The organism is Mesorhizobium sp. M4B.F.Ca.ET.089.01.1.1, assembly GCF_004022605.1.
Classification (GTDB): Bacteria; Pseudomonadota; Alphaproteobacteria; order Rhizobiales; family Rhizobiaceae; genus Mesorhizobium; species Mesorhizobium abyssinicae.
The window spans coordinates 1-15,354 of record NZ_RZOS01000009.1; the positions used below are offsets into that span (position 1 = coordinate 1).

The 15,354-nt window shown below is 58.3% G+C and carries 7 protein-coding genes; 4 read left to right on the plus strand and 3 right to left on the minus strand.

Features of this window, described 5'->3' with window-relative positions; all coding sequences use genetic code 11:
- Together EN780_RS01765 and EN780_RS01770 are read right to left on the minus strand one after the other, a co-directional pair.
- Positions 1-1,029: DNA repair exonuclease (locus EN780_RS01765; protein WP_133372570.1), on the minus strand; the 1,029-nt coding region annotated here is incomplete at its 3' end.
- Between the two features lie 13 nt (positions 1,030-1,042).
- Positions 1,043-7,006: a DUF3320 domain-containing protein gene (locus EN780_RS01770; RefSeq protein ID WP_128271775.1), complete on the minus strand. Its 5,964-nt coding sequence runs from the start codon at positions 7,004-7,006 to the stop codon at positions 1,043-1,045.
- 671 nt (positions 7,007-7,677) lie between these two features.
- Between EN780_RS01770 and EN780_RS01775 the strand changes: the two genes are divergently transcribed.
- Positions 7,678-10,362: an AAA family ATPase gene (locus tag EN780_RS01775; RefSeq protein ID WP_126063811.1), complete on the plus strand. Its 2,685-nt coding sequence runs from the start codon at positions 7,678-7,680 to the stop codon at positions 10,360-10,362.
- Positions 10,363-10,383: 21 nt separating this feature from the next.
- Here the strand turns inward: EN780_RS01775 and EN780_RS01780 are convergent, their stop codons facing one another.
- Entirely contained in the window at positions 10,384-10,713 is a 330-nt protein-coding gene (locus tag EN780_RS01780) for a hypothetical protein (RefSeq protein WP_186815491.1), read from the minus strand.
- A 59-nt stretch (positions 10,714-10,772) separates the two neighbouring features.
- Here EN780_RS01780 and EN780_RS01785 point away from each other — a divergent pair, with 59 nt between their 5' ends.
- The 3 genes from EN780_RS01785 to EN780_RS01795 are packed head-to-tail and all read left to right on the plus strand — an operon-like array spanning position 10,773 to position 15,351.
- Positions 10,773-12,230: a metallophosphoesterase gene (locus EN780_RS01785; protein ID WP_126057628.1), complete on the plus strand. Its 1,458-nt coding sequence runs from the start codon at positions 10,773-10,775 to the stop codon at positions 12,228-12,230.
- Between the two features lie 2 nt (positions 12,231-12,232).
- Complete coding sequence (locus EN780_RS01790) at positions 12,233-14,299, plus strand: hypothetical protein (RefSeq protein WP_126057629.1); 2,067 nt, start codon at positions 12,233-12,235, stop codon at positions 14,297-14,299.
- Positions 14,296-15,351, plus strand: a complete 1,056-nt coding sequence (locus EN780_RS01795) for a hypothetical protein (protein WP_126057630.1) — start codon at positions 14,296-14,298, stop codon at positions 15,349-15,351. Before EN780_RS01790 ends, EN780_RS01795 begins: the two co-directional genes overlap by 4 nt.
- Positions 15,352-15,354: the final 3 nt, after the last annotated feature.

The window sequence follows — 15,354 nt, forward strand, 5'->3', positions numbered from 1 at the left end:
ATCCAACAGTGCCTGCGCTGCCTCGCGAAGGGCACCAGAGCGGTCGATCCGATCCAAATCGCCACTTTCGCAGTCGGTCGCGAGCCCGTCCCCGTCCAGTTCCAGATAGGCGAAGTCGGGCGCGGCTACCGCGATCGCCGCTTGAAGGATCGTTCGCCCACTTAACCGCACCCGGCCAGACGCGGCAATTCGCAGCAAAGTCTGACGCCGCAGATGAGCCGGTGGAAGCAACGCTTCAAATGCCGCGGCGCTGTCGTCGCCAGACAGCAGATGCAGGGGAGCGGTTTTCCAGGAAAAGCTAGCTGTTTCAACGGCCACGATCTCGGGCACGGCGCCAGGCCCGGCAATGGAAACGACAAGGGCCTGACCGGGTGTATCATGCTTGAAACGGTCAGGTTCGGGCGCACCGCTATAACGGCTGCGCTCATTGATGGTGACGGGTCCGTGCCAGTCGCCAAGTGCCAGATAATCGAGGCCGGCCTTAGTCGCGCGATCTGGTGCAATGACATCGGACGCTGCTGAATCTTCGGAAAAGTTCTGAATAGCGCCATGAGCAAGGCCGAGCCGGATGGCGCCTTGCGGCGTCGCGGCGCTGTTCATCCACTCGGTAAGGTCGCGACCGGGTCTGCGGGTGGTGCAAGGTGCAGGCAGCAGCGCCACGTCCGCGCCAATGGTCAGGGTTTCGGGCCGCGTCGCCAGCAGGACATTGTCCGGCACAACGCTGTCCGCTGCACTCCACAATTGATCAGCCAACAGGGAATCATGGTTGCCAGGCAGCAATATCCAGCGCAGAGGCGCGCTCTGGCTCATCTCGGCCATGGCCTGCCGCAACATCGCTGGAGTGGGCGTTTCGGTATCGAACGTATCGCCGGCCAGAAGTATGGTGGATGCACCATGGACGCGTGCCTGCTCTGCCAGCCGGCTGATCGCGCCATGGCGCGCTTCACGGAGCCGCCCGCGCAGATCCTCTGGCATGTTGCCGAACCGCTTGCCGATATGAAGATCGGAGCTGTGGATGAATCGAAACATGGAGTCTCCGAGACTATGTCGATGCCAGGTTGCGCTGGGCGCGATCGATGGCTTCATCCAGCCGGGAGCGTGAAATCGCCGCAAGTCGCTCGACACCGAGCAGACGTGCAAGGTCGAGAGCGGGGTCGGACTGTTCCAGAATGTCCTCGTTCGCAACGACGACAGCGGCCAGCTCGGCGATTGGAATGTCGGCAATGGACCGGCGGGCATCGGCATCGAACGGCATGCGATAATCAAGCAGGTCGACCACCGTCCCTCTCTTCCATAGGAAGCTGCCGCTGGATTCTTCAGTTCTATCGAACTCGCGCAGATGCAGGTCGATCCGCTCCCGAATCTTGTTGCCCGTTCTGAGCCAGCCATGCGCCCGTGCGATGCGCTGCGCAAGGACGTCATCTCGCAGAGGTCCTTCCTGCTCGATCACCGCGTCGACCATGGACCGCAGCGTGCCTCGGTAGACGAAGTCATAAAACTGATCCGGGCTGGTGGAAAATCCGGTTAGATCAGTCAGGCGATAACGGCCGCCCGTCGGTACGGTATCATGCGTCGAATGCGCGGCCGCAGGCAAAATTCCTGCAGATGCCGATGGGCGCTCTCCCGTCGCGAGGGGAGCGGCGACAAGTTCTGGCTCTGATTTTATCGACGGATGTTCCGGTTCGCCGGCCGATGCTAGGTCTTCGGCTGGCAATGGGTCCATGGGGTCGACCTTATGTCCCATGTCCCAATGGATCGCGGCTTCACTTTCCTGTTGTTCAGCCTGTTTGCGACGGCTTTCCTCGAGCAGCGCGGCCAGGCTGGCATGAAGCCTCTCGGTGCAACCTTCGAGATCAAACCACCAATCGGTTGACCATACCCGGACAATGTTCCACCCGAGGCCGCGCAGGACCTGCTCGCGGACCTTGTCTCGATCTCGCGCCGTGGCAGAACTGTGATAGGTCGCGCCGTCGCATTCGACCCCAGCCAGATAGGCGCCGGCGAGATCGGGATGCCGGATCCCTATATCCACTCGAAAGCCCGAAATGCCGACTTGAGGAACGATGGTCCATCCGCGCTTCTCAAGCTCGGCAGCGACGGCCTCCTCGAAAGGGGATTCCAGGGCTCCGACCGATCCGCGTTCCTGCGCTGGCAATGCCACAGCGCCGCGTTCGGCAAAATCGAGAAAGGCTTTGAGATGCTGTACGCCGATCGCTTTGGTTCGGTTGGGGTCGATCTGGTCGGCGGCAAAACCTGAAAATACGATCAGTTCCTGCCGCGCACGCGTCACCGCGACATTCAGCCGGCGTTCGCCGCCGTCCCGATTCAGCGCGCCGAAATCCATGCTGCGCTTGCCGGCATTATCTTGCGAAAAGGTGATCGAAAACAGGATTATGTCACGCTCGTCCCCTTGGACATTTTCCAGATTCTTGACGATGGCGGGCTCAATACGCTCGTCGGCAAAGAACCATTCAAGCTCCGGCTCTGTCTGGCGTGCCTTGTCGAAAAGGTCGAGGATGAGCGACTGCTGTTGCGCGTTGAAAGTGATGACTCCGAGCGTGGGTCGGTCCTTTTCCGGTAGGGCCAGCCAACGCCGCATCCTGCTGACCGCCTCGTCGGTTACCGCTTGGGCTTCGATTCGATTGGTGCGGCTTTTGCCACGGTCATAGATGCCGGTCGTGATTTTTCGCAGCTGAACTGCCCGATCTTCCACCGTTGGCGAAGGGAATGTGATGAGCCGGTTCTGATAGTAGTGATGGTTGGAAAAGGCGATCAGCGACTCATTGCGGCTACGATAATGCCAGCGCAGGTCACGTACCGGGATGCCGGCCGCTTTGGCTTCGTCGAGAATGCTCTCAAGATCCTTTTCGTGTTCGACGACTTCCTCGTCCTCCTCGTTGCGGCCAAAGAAATTGGTGGGCGGCAACTGCTTGGGATCGCCTACGATTATGGTTTGATGGGCTCGCGCGATGGCACCGACGGCGTCCCAGGTGGTGATCTGCGATGCTTCGTCGAAAATCACCACGTCGAACAGGGCTTGGTCGGGCGGTAGATATTGAGCGATTGAAAGAGGGGACATCAGCATGCACGGCGCGAGCTTGGCAAAGCTCGTCGGCATCGCGCCAATCATCTCGCGGATTGACCGGCTGGGCCGCTGCAATTCCATCTGATGGCGCAACAGGCCCAACTCGGAATTGCGCGGGACGCCTTGCACAGCCGGCAAACCATGAGCGATGGCACTGATGACGCGAAGGCTTGCTTGAGCGCGGACAAGATCGTCGATTTCCCGGAAATCTTCGATGGCGTGCTCGTGCTGGAAGCGACGGAAATTCCGCAGCACCGGATCGGCATCCAGCGTGGCCGGCAGCCACCAGCGTACATAGGCCAGGCGGAACGCGGATTGAGCTTCAGCTGGTCGCACTAGACCCGCCTCGATATCGTCGACCAACGCTCCCAGATTGTGACTGACAGCCCTGCGACGAATGCCGCACCACGAAGTCCAGTCCCGGAGAAGATGACGGGCGTCGAGCAAGTCTCCCATCGCAGTCGTCAATTCGGTCAGCGGGTTATCATGTTCTGCCCAAGAAGGCGTCTTTCCAGCAGGGATCGCAAATTGGGTCTTGGCAGCCTCGAATGCTGCAGAAGCCGCAAGGAAGCGGGCTGCCCCATAGCGCATCGTGCTATCTGCTGCACCGCTTCGCAGGCTCGGGGCGGTTGCTTGCAGGAGCGCTTTGAAATCCTCCGTGCCGAGGCCGGGCAGGCGTAGCGTCTGTCGAAGCCTTTCGGCCATCGAGAGTATCTGATCGATACGGTGGGTGTCGGTATCAAGTGCGGCAAATCCGATCGGCTTCCCAGATAGGATGTTGGCTTCGACAGTGGCCCGGCGGTCCTGCATCAGGCGCAACAGCAGCAAGTCGTGCTGAGGATCGGCTACCCCCTCTGTGACATAGCCTTGAAGCAGCTTCTGGACTTTGCGTTTGCCCAACTGACTGTTTGGCCAGAATGCAGAAGCGGCCTGCTGCCATTGCTGCTCTATGTCCTCCACCCGTATGCGCGCAACGGCAGCCTCGTCATAGCGGGCCGACAGGTCCTTGCGAGACTTGCGATAGTCTCCGATTGCCTCATTGAGAGTGGCGAGGGCTCCCCGCAACTGGGCGAAATCTCGATCAAAGACAATGCTGACGTCATAGCCGGCACTGTCCTGGAGTGCCGCTGCTAGTTTTCGCAGCGCTTCGAGCTCCGCTTTTGACCCGTCGCCTTTGGCGCGCAGGCCGATGCTCACCAGGAAGGCGTCGAGTGCGGTCGCTAGAACCTCGGACGCATTCTTGAGGGTCTTTGCCCCTTCGAGCAAATTGTCCTGCCAGCCTGACGTCCACTCGGTGACATCTATAAGACGCAAGACCGACCGCATCTCCACCGACTGAAATGCGAGACCTGTTTCGGCGGCAATATGCTCCAGCGCCAGCCGGTTTGCCTCGTCATGGGAATCGCGCGATGGCCAGGACAATCTCGGAGCGTGCTGCCGCTTGTTCTTGAGAGCGATGCCGAGCGCCAGATAAGGCGTCAGACCATTGACATGGTGCCGATGCAGCGCTTCGACATAGGCATTCAGTTCGTCGCGACGGACGCGAAGCCGCTCGTTGATCGCAATCCACTCCGCTGCGTCCACGCGCACGCCGCTTTCCCAGCTGATCCTGAGCTGGGTGAGAAAGTTGCGTCGGTCCGCCTTGCTGGAATGGAGTTCGAGACAATGCGCGCCCAGGCCATGTTCGCGCAGGCGGCGATACACCACATCGAGCGCCGCCGTCTTCTCGGCCACAAACAGCACGGTTTTGCCAACTGAAAGACAGTTGGCAATCATGTTGGCAATGGTCTGGCTCTTGCCAGTGCCGGGAGGACCGATGATGACAAAATCGCGACCCTCAGCGGCGGCAAGACTTGCGGCGGTCTGTGAGGAGTCGGCCGGCAGCAGCAAAACCATGTCGGACGGGGCATAGTGCCGGTCGAGTTCGCGCTCGTCGCGGAATGATGCGCCATTGCCCTCGAAAGCTATCTCCGGCGTGTCGATCAGATGGCGCACGACACGGTTTTCGCGCAGCGCATCGGTACGCTCGACCAGATCCTTCCACATGAGAAACTTGGCGAAGGAAAAGGTCGACAGCGCCGTCTCGTCCACCACCTCCATGCCGGGGACGTCGCGCACTGCCTGGCGCATAAGACCGAGCAGCCTCGGCACATCAACGCCGCTTTCGTCCTCGGGCAGCTCACCGGAAAACTGTGGCAGTTTGAGCTCGAAGTCGCGTTCGAGAAACTGCAACAAGGTTGCGTTGAATCGCGGTTCATCTTCATGGAAGCGCAAGGTAAAATGCGATGTTGCGCTGCGGCGCTCGATTTTGACCGGTACGAGCAGCAATGGCGCGCGATAGCTGCGCTCGTCCTCGGCCTTCTTCTTCCAGCGCAGGAAGCCGACCGCCAGGAAGAGCGTATTCGCGCCGCCCTCGGCAAAATCGTTGCGCACTTGCCGGTAAAGATCGATCAGCCGGGATTCCAATTGACGCCCATCGAGCGTCGACGGGAGCTCGTCGCGCAGAAGCGCTTCCGCGGCAAAGCCACGCTGGAGGTCACGTCCGTGCACCTCGCGATAGAGGACAGCATCCCGCTCGCCCAGTGGATTCTGTTCGGGGAGCGAAATCAGCCGGATCGAAGCGCCTGCCATCAGACGGTCCTCGAGGTAGCCGACGTCAGTACAAAGAAACGGAATTGTCTTCTTGGAGTCCGGAAAATTGAGCAGGCGGTTCCGCAGTGTCAAATCGAGGAGCTTTTTCTGCCAGCGGTCGATCCGTCCGGCCGCTGTCGTCGGCTTTACCTCGACGATCTCGACCGGCAGGGCTACCACGGCCGGTGCGGCTGGCAACGGCAACGCGATTTCGGTTGCCGCCTCTGCATCCACGCTGCGGCGCGTCGGTTCGTGCGAAGCAAGCGGTGTGATGCCGCCGCTGCGCGAGCGGCGTATATCGATGGCTGCGACAAAGGTGGCTACCTGCGTTTCGTCGAGCCGCTGTTCGATTGCGTGTTGGGCAGCCTCCAACGTCATCGCCGGCCGATGCGTCACGCCTGTCGTCTCAAACACGATGAGTTCGCGCGATGCCAGCGCCTTGCGGACCTCCATGGCATCGGGTTCAATGGCGTTGGCGAGCGTCCTTTGTGTCATCCAGACGCCGACGGCCGCGTGTCCCTGAAACATCAAAACGACGGGATGCAAGCCCGTCGCCTCCAGGGCGGACGCGAATAACAGACTGGTATCGAGACAGGTTGCCAGCTTTTCTGCCGTAATAATTGAGGGACGTCGAATTTTTTGGCCGCGGCTTTCGAAGCTCGCAGGTGGCTCTGCATAATGCAGCGATAGGCCAGCAATGGCCGAATAAATTGCGGCCGCCAGCATGAATGCGCGTTGCGGATTGCCGCTTTGATAGCCATCGAGGCTGGAAGGATGACCATGCGCTGCGAGCAGCTCCGCTGCGGAACGCAGCAGTCCTGCGATCGCCGGGTCGTTCGGCATGACGAATGCGGCGAGCAATTGCGCCATATCGACGACGCCACCCCATTCGTCGCGGGCAAGCAGGCGCACCGCAACGCGCTGCTCGGCCAGCACTGCGCCTCCTGAGGTTAGGCGCAACGTTATCTCCCCGCGCTCAGCCTCGTTGAGACCGGCCAGATAGCCGGCGTCGAGATCGATTTTTCGATCGCTTAAGGGAAGCCGGTCGCCAGCAACGATCCGATCAATTGTCCAGCTTTTGGCGCGCAAAAAAGGGGGGTTCGATGTCAGCTCGAGAGTGCATTTTTCGAAACCCTGCTGGGTCGGGTTGTTGAGCGCGATAGACCGGATCACCGGAATAGCATTTTGGAAGGACGCATATGTAAAGCTGGCGGCGATGTCCGCCACGACTTCTATTACGGGCGCGGCTGATATACCGGCAGCATCGCCAGTCTCCGAACTCGTTTCCATACCCCATCCCCTATTTTCATTTACGATAGAACTTTGCCGCCAGAATTTGAAAGTAAATTCTCGGTATGGTCGCCGCTTATGTCCAGCAGCATAGATTTCTAAAAGTGTTACCGCCCAGATAACGGTCGAAATGGAGACAGGCGATAATCGGTCGTCACGATTGGAGGGGATCCAAAAGTCGCGGAAATCGGAGCGCCGGCGCACGCTGCTGAAACCCAAGACGGGCAGGACGTCATCCGCAAATGTGTGGCGGTCCGGGCGCCATGGACCAAGCGTTGCGCGCCTATCGCGAGCGCTGTCGTGGCGCCTATCGCGGACTCGGACCCAGCCCGACAGTGACGGCGAACCTCGATCGGCCTATCGGTGAGGCGGTCGAATTCCGCCCATAGACTATCGAAAGGCACGCACTTCCAGCTCTATCTCCTCGTACGCGTTGCCGGCTACCTAAATTCGTGCGCGCGGTCCAATGCCTTTGATTGCTGATGTCGTTGTGGAGACGTTTGATCGCTGAAGCATTTGTTTGCTGACCTAGCGGCGCGGGGGGAGGTCATTTATTGGGTACATCTCCAGCACTCTATGTGCGATCGCGAGGAAAATTTGTCCAGACAAGCGAATTCATCGAATCTGGACTAATCAATAAGTATAATGATGGTAAGATTCGGGGGGCAGGAATGGCCGAGGTTGGACTTTTGGAATGGGCGGATAAGCAGCCCGACTGGATTAGGGATGCCTTAAGAAGACACGCCGCGCGGCCGGGCTTCAACCTCGAGCAGGAGGATAAGGCCGGTGTAACAGCTCGGGTCCGCCACGTCGGTGGATTTACCGCTGATCTGCCCGAATGCTCTCCGCTCTCGGCGGAGCATTTGAGGGCCAACAGTTCGAACGAGCCGCGCGCGGTGCTTTGCTCACTCGGCCCCGTCAAGCATTTGAACCGCCTCGCCGAAGAGCAGCAACTGCGTTTCGCCACCGATGGCATCACCATTATCTACGGCGACAATGGAAGCGGAAAGAGCGGCTATTGCCGGATCGCGAAGAAGCTTTGCCGTAGTCTGACGGCGGATGATCTTCTTGGCAACGTGTTCGAGATCGGCACCAAACCGCCAGCCGAAGTGCTTGTCCGGTTTCTCGAAGAGGGTGCTACGGAACCGACCCCCATAACCTGGAAGGACGGAACGCTGCCCCCCGCGTCAATTGCACGGATCTCCGTTTTCGACTCCGCGAACGCTCGCCTCTACGTCGATAAGCAAAACCGTATCGGTTTTCTGCCCGCAGCCATCGCGCTTCTCGAAAGCCATGGACGTCACCGCACCGAGCTCGAAGCCGACTTCCGGGAAGAAATCAAAGCGATCGAAAAGAACCTAAAGACACCATTGCCGAGTGGGTACACAGCTGCCGGCGCGGTCGTAAAGCTGCTGGCTCGTCTCGAAATCAAGTCAAAGGACGTGATGCCTTCCGCAGCCGAAATCAAAAACCTCGCTGCCCTCTCAGAGCAGGACATGGCTGATCTCGCTGGCCTCGAACAGGCTCTGGCAAGCGACCCTTCAACGATGGCGACAAAGCGTCGGCGTGCCAAGGCGGCCTTGGAAAAACTGCTGACTGCATCTGAACAGATCGACGCGGCTCTCTCAGCGGCGGCCCTCGAGATTTATCGCAATCTATATGCAACAGCCGATTCTACAGCGCAGGCTGCACAACTTGCCGCCTCAGGAGCGTTCGCGACTATGCCGTTGAGCGGCGTTGGGCTTTCTCCCTGGCGGTATATGTTCGACCATGCACGAGCCTATTTAGCGAGCGTCACTGGCATCGATCATCAGCACTTGCCAGATCAGGAAGGCGATCGTTGCATGCTCTGCCAGGAGCCGATGACGGCGGACGCCGCGGGGCGGATCCAATCCTTCAATGACTTCGTAACGGGCGCCGCAAATAAGGCGGCGCAAGTCGCATCTATTGCCCATGAAGAGGCCCTGCGCCAAATCAAAGGACTCACCATTGCGACCGGGGAGGCGGTTGAGGCGGCTCTCGGAGAGTTTGGCGATCTGTCCGCCGCACGCAAGGCGATGGTGGCCCTGATCTCGGCATATTATGTCGAGGCAGGTAAAAGGCGTGATGCAATTGTCGTTGCGGCTGCGCTGTCCGAGTACGCTGCGTTCCCGCAACTTGCGGCGCCAGTTGCATCGAAACTCCGAACGGAGGCGGAGGCGCTAGAGGCCGAAGCGCTGACGGACGACAAGGCAGCGGCCGACGACGGGAACCGCGCTACCGATCGAGCTCGTCGCGATACACTCAAGGATCGGAAAAAACTGGGCGACGATCTCACCATCGTTCTCGCGCGCTTGGCGAATCTCGAAGAGCGGCGCAAGCTTCTCTCATGCTGCGATGCTGTCGAAACAGGCTCGGTGTCACGGCAGATGACGTCGCTTCGACGAAGCCTCGTCATGCAGGATCTCGAAAAGCGCGTCGTCGCCGAGATTGAGACTCTGGCGTTAACGCACATCCCGTTCGCAGTTAATGATCGTAGTCAAGATGGGCAGAGCTATTTCGAGGTCGGGCTCAACGCGGCAAAAGCGATCTCAAACAGCAAGGTCTTAAGCGAAGGAGAGCAGCGCGCGCTTGCCCTGGCCTGTTTCTTAGCCGAGGTCGGAGGAGACACATCGCGTCAAGGCATGATCATCGACGACCCCGTGTCATCTCTCGACCATGTTCGGATCAGGCGGGTCGCGGCAAGGCTCGTAAAAGAAGCGGCCACAGGACGTCAGATTATTATTTTCACCCATAATCTTCTGTTCTTCAACGAGGTGGTTGACGCAGCTGCGCAGGCCAATCCGCCGATTCCCCTTGTTCGAAACTACATCAACAAGTCCGAATCTGCCGGTTTTGGCTTGATTAGCGAAACTGACGAGCCGTGGATCGCACAGTCTGTCACGAAGCGCATCGAGACTCTCAAGACGCGCCTGAAGAGCTTCGACGGCGCCACTGATTTCACCACCGATGCTTGGCGAAGGTCAGCGAAGGATTTCTACAGCGATCTTCGGGAAACCTGGGAGAGGCTCGTTGAAGAAATCCTGCTCGGTAAAGTCGTCGAGCGATTTAACAGCGATGTCAAGACACAGAGCCTGAAGGGTGTGGTGGTCGAGGACGAAGACCACAAGCGAATCTATTGGGCCATGAAGCGAGTTTCGGAGCGTTCTGGACATGACATGGCGTCCGCCAAGGCCATTCCAGTTCCAACACCAAACGATATGAAGAGCGATCTTGATGGAATTGACCAATATCGTATCGACACCACCAAACGAAAAAAGGATGCCGAAAAGCGCCGGATTGAATTCGAACAGCCTCCCAAGGCGACTGTACTCTAGCCTAATGACTATTGTCGTGTATTACTGGCCCTCACTGGCTTCATCCTGCTGCGCATGCCGGTGTCCGCCTGCCGCGGGCGAAGCCGACGTGACGAGGAAGTATCGCGAGGGCGCCAAGCCATCAATGGCTGTGCGCTCGCTCTTCATCTTGGATTTCAGCGCCGAGAAGCCTGACCGCTGGTAGTGCTTCGCCTGCACAATGTCGCCGCCGGCAAGGGCATGTCGACCATCCATCGCGTCGTCCGGTCCCTCGGGAAAGGCCTCGAAACGCTTGTCGATCTCGCGACCTACGAGGTCGCGGGCCAAATCCTCAAACTCGTTATGGGACAAACTCGAGAAATCATAAGCCATGCGCCCAGATTGAGTGCCCATTTGGTGGGCAGACAAGCAACCGGGGGCACAATTGCGTCGTGCCTCTCCATTACCAACAAAAAGATAAACGCGCTTTCCAGGCGATGCGGTCGGATGATCGTTTCGCGCTTGGCAAAAGCGAACGGATTAGTCTATGGCTCTCGGCGGGGGGGCGAGTTATGCGACGGGTGCGAATCCTTCAAGTAGGCGATATTCACTATCCGGATTGGCATCCTTCCTCTAGCAACATCGATGCCAAGGATAGCAAGTTCGCTCCGAAAATAACGCAGAAGCTACGCGCGTCTTCGCTGCGTGCCGTCTTGACGAAGCTTCGGCGGCTGACGACTTCGAAGCCCTTGGATTCGATCGCCTTCATGGGGGATTTCACGAGCCGTGGCGACAAGACTTTCATTGCTTCGGCATTCCAGCATTTCACGTTGCTCTGCCGCGCACAGGGGCGCAGTTCAAAGGCGCTTCCGTTGATATTCGTACCGGGAAATCACGATGTGAACCGTGATGACGCGCGCGAACTTGGACCGACTGAGAAATTCAGCGAAATGGCGAGTTTAGCCGCCCGCTTGGGTTGGCAGACCGTTCCCGTGGACCAACCCGTGCACTTCAGACTTCCGACAGGATCCGCAGGCGCAAACTTCATCCTCGTCAACACAGCGATAGGCAGTTGGGAGCTTCAGAACCTTCCCGCGTTCCTTCGTGATCGTCTCGAGGCACTCGGTCCTTCTACAGAACCTGTAGATCTCGGCTCGCCGGACACCTCGGGACATTCGCCCGCGACACCTCCCAGCGATCCAGACAAGGAGGCGTCCGACGACGAGTATTACGGTCAGATGGACACGCCATACATCTCGCGTGAGATGCTTGCAGGCCTACAGGAATTGCTCCAGCAGCCCGACATGCGTTACGGCATCATGATCGGCCATCACAATCTGCTGCCACAAAAGACTCCGCGCATTACGCCATACGCGGAGATGCTCAACAGCGGATTTGTCAGAACTCAGCTGCTGCAGGGCAACAAGCCTATCGTCTACCTGCATGGACACATACATGCCGATCCGGTCGAGATCGTCAACGATCCAAGGTTTCCGGACGGCAAATTGATCTGCATCTCAGCACCAGAGATACAGTCAGGTTTCAATGAGCTCGTCTTCTTCACGACCGATCAGGGAGAGCTCGTCGGCATCCGACTTATACCCTACCGCACCAATGTCGCCGACGGGACGGTCATGGAAGGCGAACATTGCTTCATCTCGACTATGTCCAACGGCAAGGCCTTTCTGAACAACGACACGTTTGACCTGATGCGCCGACTGCGCGACCATGCCACCAGGCGCGGGAATGGGTTACTCTTCTGGGACGAGATCACTGAGATTGCCGCCTCCGCCGAGCTCGGGCTAGATTTGGAAGACTCTCTTCTGATGCTCCAAGCGGCGCGCTTCGTCGAGATAGACGGCCTCACGAAGGCAAACTCGGCTTGGCGCATTAAGGTAAGGGACGAATAGAGATGGAGAATCCGTTCGGCCCCAACAGGATCGAGTACGAAAGTCGCCCGATACTGTGGTTCAGTCAGAAGTCGGCCTTGATTTCTGCCGCCGCCAAGCCGGTCTTCGTCGCAGGGACGAGAGGCAGCGGCAAGACCAGTATTCTTCGCTCGCTTTCCACAGTTCATATCCTCGAAGACAAAAGTCTCGCGGACCAAGTCGGCAAGCTCGGCTGGTATGGCGTCTTCTTCCAGCTCAATGAGACATTTTCGCCCCTAATCGACAACGCGGTTCTGAACCTCATTCCGGAGCGGATACGCTTCGACACGGCCGCCGTGATCCCGCGGCAATTCGTAATCTTCTCTCACTATCTGGAGCTGAAGATAGTCGAACGCCTGCTCGAGAGCATCAGCCAGCTCAGACGCGACAGCCACTTGAAATACCGGGCCTCTGAAGATAGGGACGTCGCCTTGGCACTGCATCGCGAAGTGCTGCACTTCATACCCCAACCTGCCCGTCTCGACTTCTTCAGCATAGATGAGCTGCGGGGTGGGATAACCCGGTACGTCGACGAATGCTTCAACGCGTTCTTCTTTGCCGCCGATGAGGGAGCGACCGGCTTCAGAGCGACAGACCCTGGCGCGATCATTAACAAGGTCGCGACCGCGATCACCCCACTTTTAAATGGCCCATCTTTCGCCGGTGACAGGGCGCCCTTCTTCAAGATCCTGATTGACGACTGTGAGGCACTGACACCGCTCCAACAGCAGTTCCTGAACACCTTGGTGAGGAAGACGCGCGGCAATGTGAAATGGGTCCTCGCCTACATCGGCGGCCTTTACGACACGATCCGGACGATCATACCCGGCCAGTCGCTCTCGAATGCTGACCGGGACGTCGAGAATCTTGATTCAGTCGATCCGAGGGAGTTCGCCACGCTGTGCGAGAACGTGTCGTCGCTTCGGCTCTACTATGCGCTTCCTGACCATCTGCGGAGTGATCTCAAGCGCAACGATGCGCTCAGCGCGTTTTCGCTCAAAAACCGGCTGGGGCGGCTTTCCGTCAATGACATCATCGAGCGGGTTATCATATCGGGTCATTCCGAGGGCAGAGAAGAGCTTGTGGCACTCGCTGATGCAGCACGTGAATTCCTCTCCGTGAATTTGAGGACGGCGGATCAGCAGCAATTCCTTCTTGATCGAAAAGCGCGCCCTTATGCCGAAGGGCTGGCGCTCGCGCTCATGAACCCGGAAATCAAGCGCCGGCCCATGAGCAAGGCGGATGCTTCAAATCTGAAGAGGTCGATCGCCCGGAAACAGGGATGGGCTTTTCTGAAAGCGTGCCAGATGCTGCGTCTGCATGACTACCCGTACGTAGGGCACCAGATCATCACATCATTGAGCGACGTCTGTATACGCGATTTCCTTGATATAATGGGAGAGATCTTCCGCCGCAGTGTTCCGAGTTCCAGTGATCCACGAAAACTGGTGGAATTCATCAACTCGGATTTACAGATTCATCTCGAACAGCAGAGACAGGCTGTGAACGCCGCCTCTCAACGGAAGCTTGATGGACTTCAGGCGCTTTCACATCCGTACGAAGAAGAGAGCGTGCGCATGGTGCGGGCGTTGGGTTACCTGACCGCTCGCCTCCAGACAGAGTTTGCCGAAGAAAATGCTCTAGGAACGACAGAGAGAGGCATTTTCAGGGTTGATCTAAAGGAAATGCGCTCGCTGGTGAACCGACTGGAGCAACCCAGCGGAAAACTGGACGAGGTCCTGCGTCGGGCGGAAAGGGATGGGTTTATCCGGGAGGTCTCCGCCGCCGGCAACTTTGAGGTGGACCGCGCCGACCCCGCATCGAAGGAGATGCTGATCAGATTGCATCGGCGATTTGCACCTTACTTCGGGTTCTCCTATCGCGGCCCGTACGAAATCAACACAATCCCTGCGGCGCAGATGGTCGACCTGCTTTTTACCAGGCATCGGCTCCCAGAAGACTGGGCCGACTCGGTGTTTAAGGAGCTCGTCGCGCGGCCCGCACTCAAGACCGAATTCCAGCACTCGCTTTTCGAGAGCGATCTCGAATGACCGCTTCAACTGTCGAGTATCGAGTCTTCGGCCATCTGGCCGTCACTGAGAAGGCGAGAGATGCAGGTACCTGCGAAACGATGGAGGCAGATATCGCGATCGTCGCGCTTGGATGGGAAACGCGTTTCGCCGCGTTCGAAAACCATCTTGACCTGAAGGTCGGCAAAATCGTGGTTCTGGACTTTGCTCTGAAGGAAGCGAACGTCCCAGCCGTCGAAGAAAACCGGCGAAAGCTCATCGCTATGGGTACCCGATGGGGCGTCGAAGTGACTGCGATCACCCTCGAGCCTTCCATCGAGTATCAGAAGAACATCAATCTCCTCGATCACCTGCTCACTCAGATGGCCGCTTCATGTGGCTCATACGAAGGAAGCCTGCGGAAGGTTTTCGTCGAGTGCTCGACGATGCCGCGAATCTACATCCAATGGCTGATTGCGGTGGCATTCAAGAAAATGTCGATTCAGTCTCTCGAATTCGGGTACGCCGAAGGTATCTACGGGAACGCGATCGGCAAAGAGGATTTTTCCAGCGGCTTGGACCGATACGTCACCGTCCCTCATCTTCAAGGCAGCGGAGGAATGGGCGAAGAGAAAGTCCTGCTCGTGGGGATCGGAGGAGATGCCGACGTATTCTACGGATTGATCGATATCGTCAGTCCGGAACGGATCTCGCTCCTCGTCCCAAGAAGCGAGAAGAATGCGCATATCGATGCTTTGCTCGATCAACAGGTGGCCAAGGTACGTGAAACCCACCGGCTCGAAGATGGCGAAGTTCGCGACATCCAGGCTTTCGGGCTGATGGCCCACCTCGATGCTTTCGAGACGTATCTCGACGGGTTCGGCTCGCGTGCGGTGGTGAACGTTTTTGTCAGCGGCCCGAAGGTTCAGGCCATCGCTGCTGCCGTGCTCGCCTGCTCCGACAGCCGCGTCCATCTCAAGGCACGAATTCCCACCTCCTATGCCCATCGTGAAGTCTCAGCGAATGGGCGGTATCATATCTATAGGCTGATTGACCTGACATCCCCTGCCTGCAGCCTTCCCGGGACGTTCTGACAC

Excerpts from the sequence above, each read along its gene's own strand:
- EN780_RS01770 (WP_128271775.1), bottom strand. The coding sequence starts at position 7,006 with ATGGAAACGAGTTCGGAGACTGGCGATGCTGCCGGTATATCAGCCGCG.
- EN780_RS01775 (WP_126063811.1), top strand. The coding sequence starts at position 7,678 with ATGGCCGAGGTTGGACTTTTGGAATGGGCGGATAAGCAGCCCGACTGG.
- EN780_RS01780 (WP_186815491.1), bottom strand. The coding sequence starts at position 10,713 with ATGGCTTATGATTTCTCGAGTTTGTCCCATAACGAGTTTGAGGATTTG.
- EN780_RS01790 (WP_126057629.1), top strand. The coding sequence starts at position 12,233 with ATGGAGAATCCGTTCGGCCCCAACAGGATCGAGTACGAAAGTCGCCCG.
- EN780_RS01795 (WP_126057630.1), top strand. The coding sequence starts at position 14,296 with ATGACCGCTTCAACTGTCGAGTATCGAGTCTTCGGCCATCTGGCCGTC.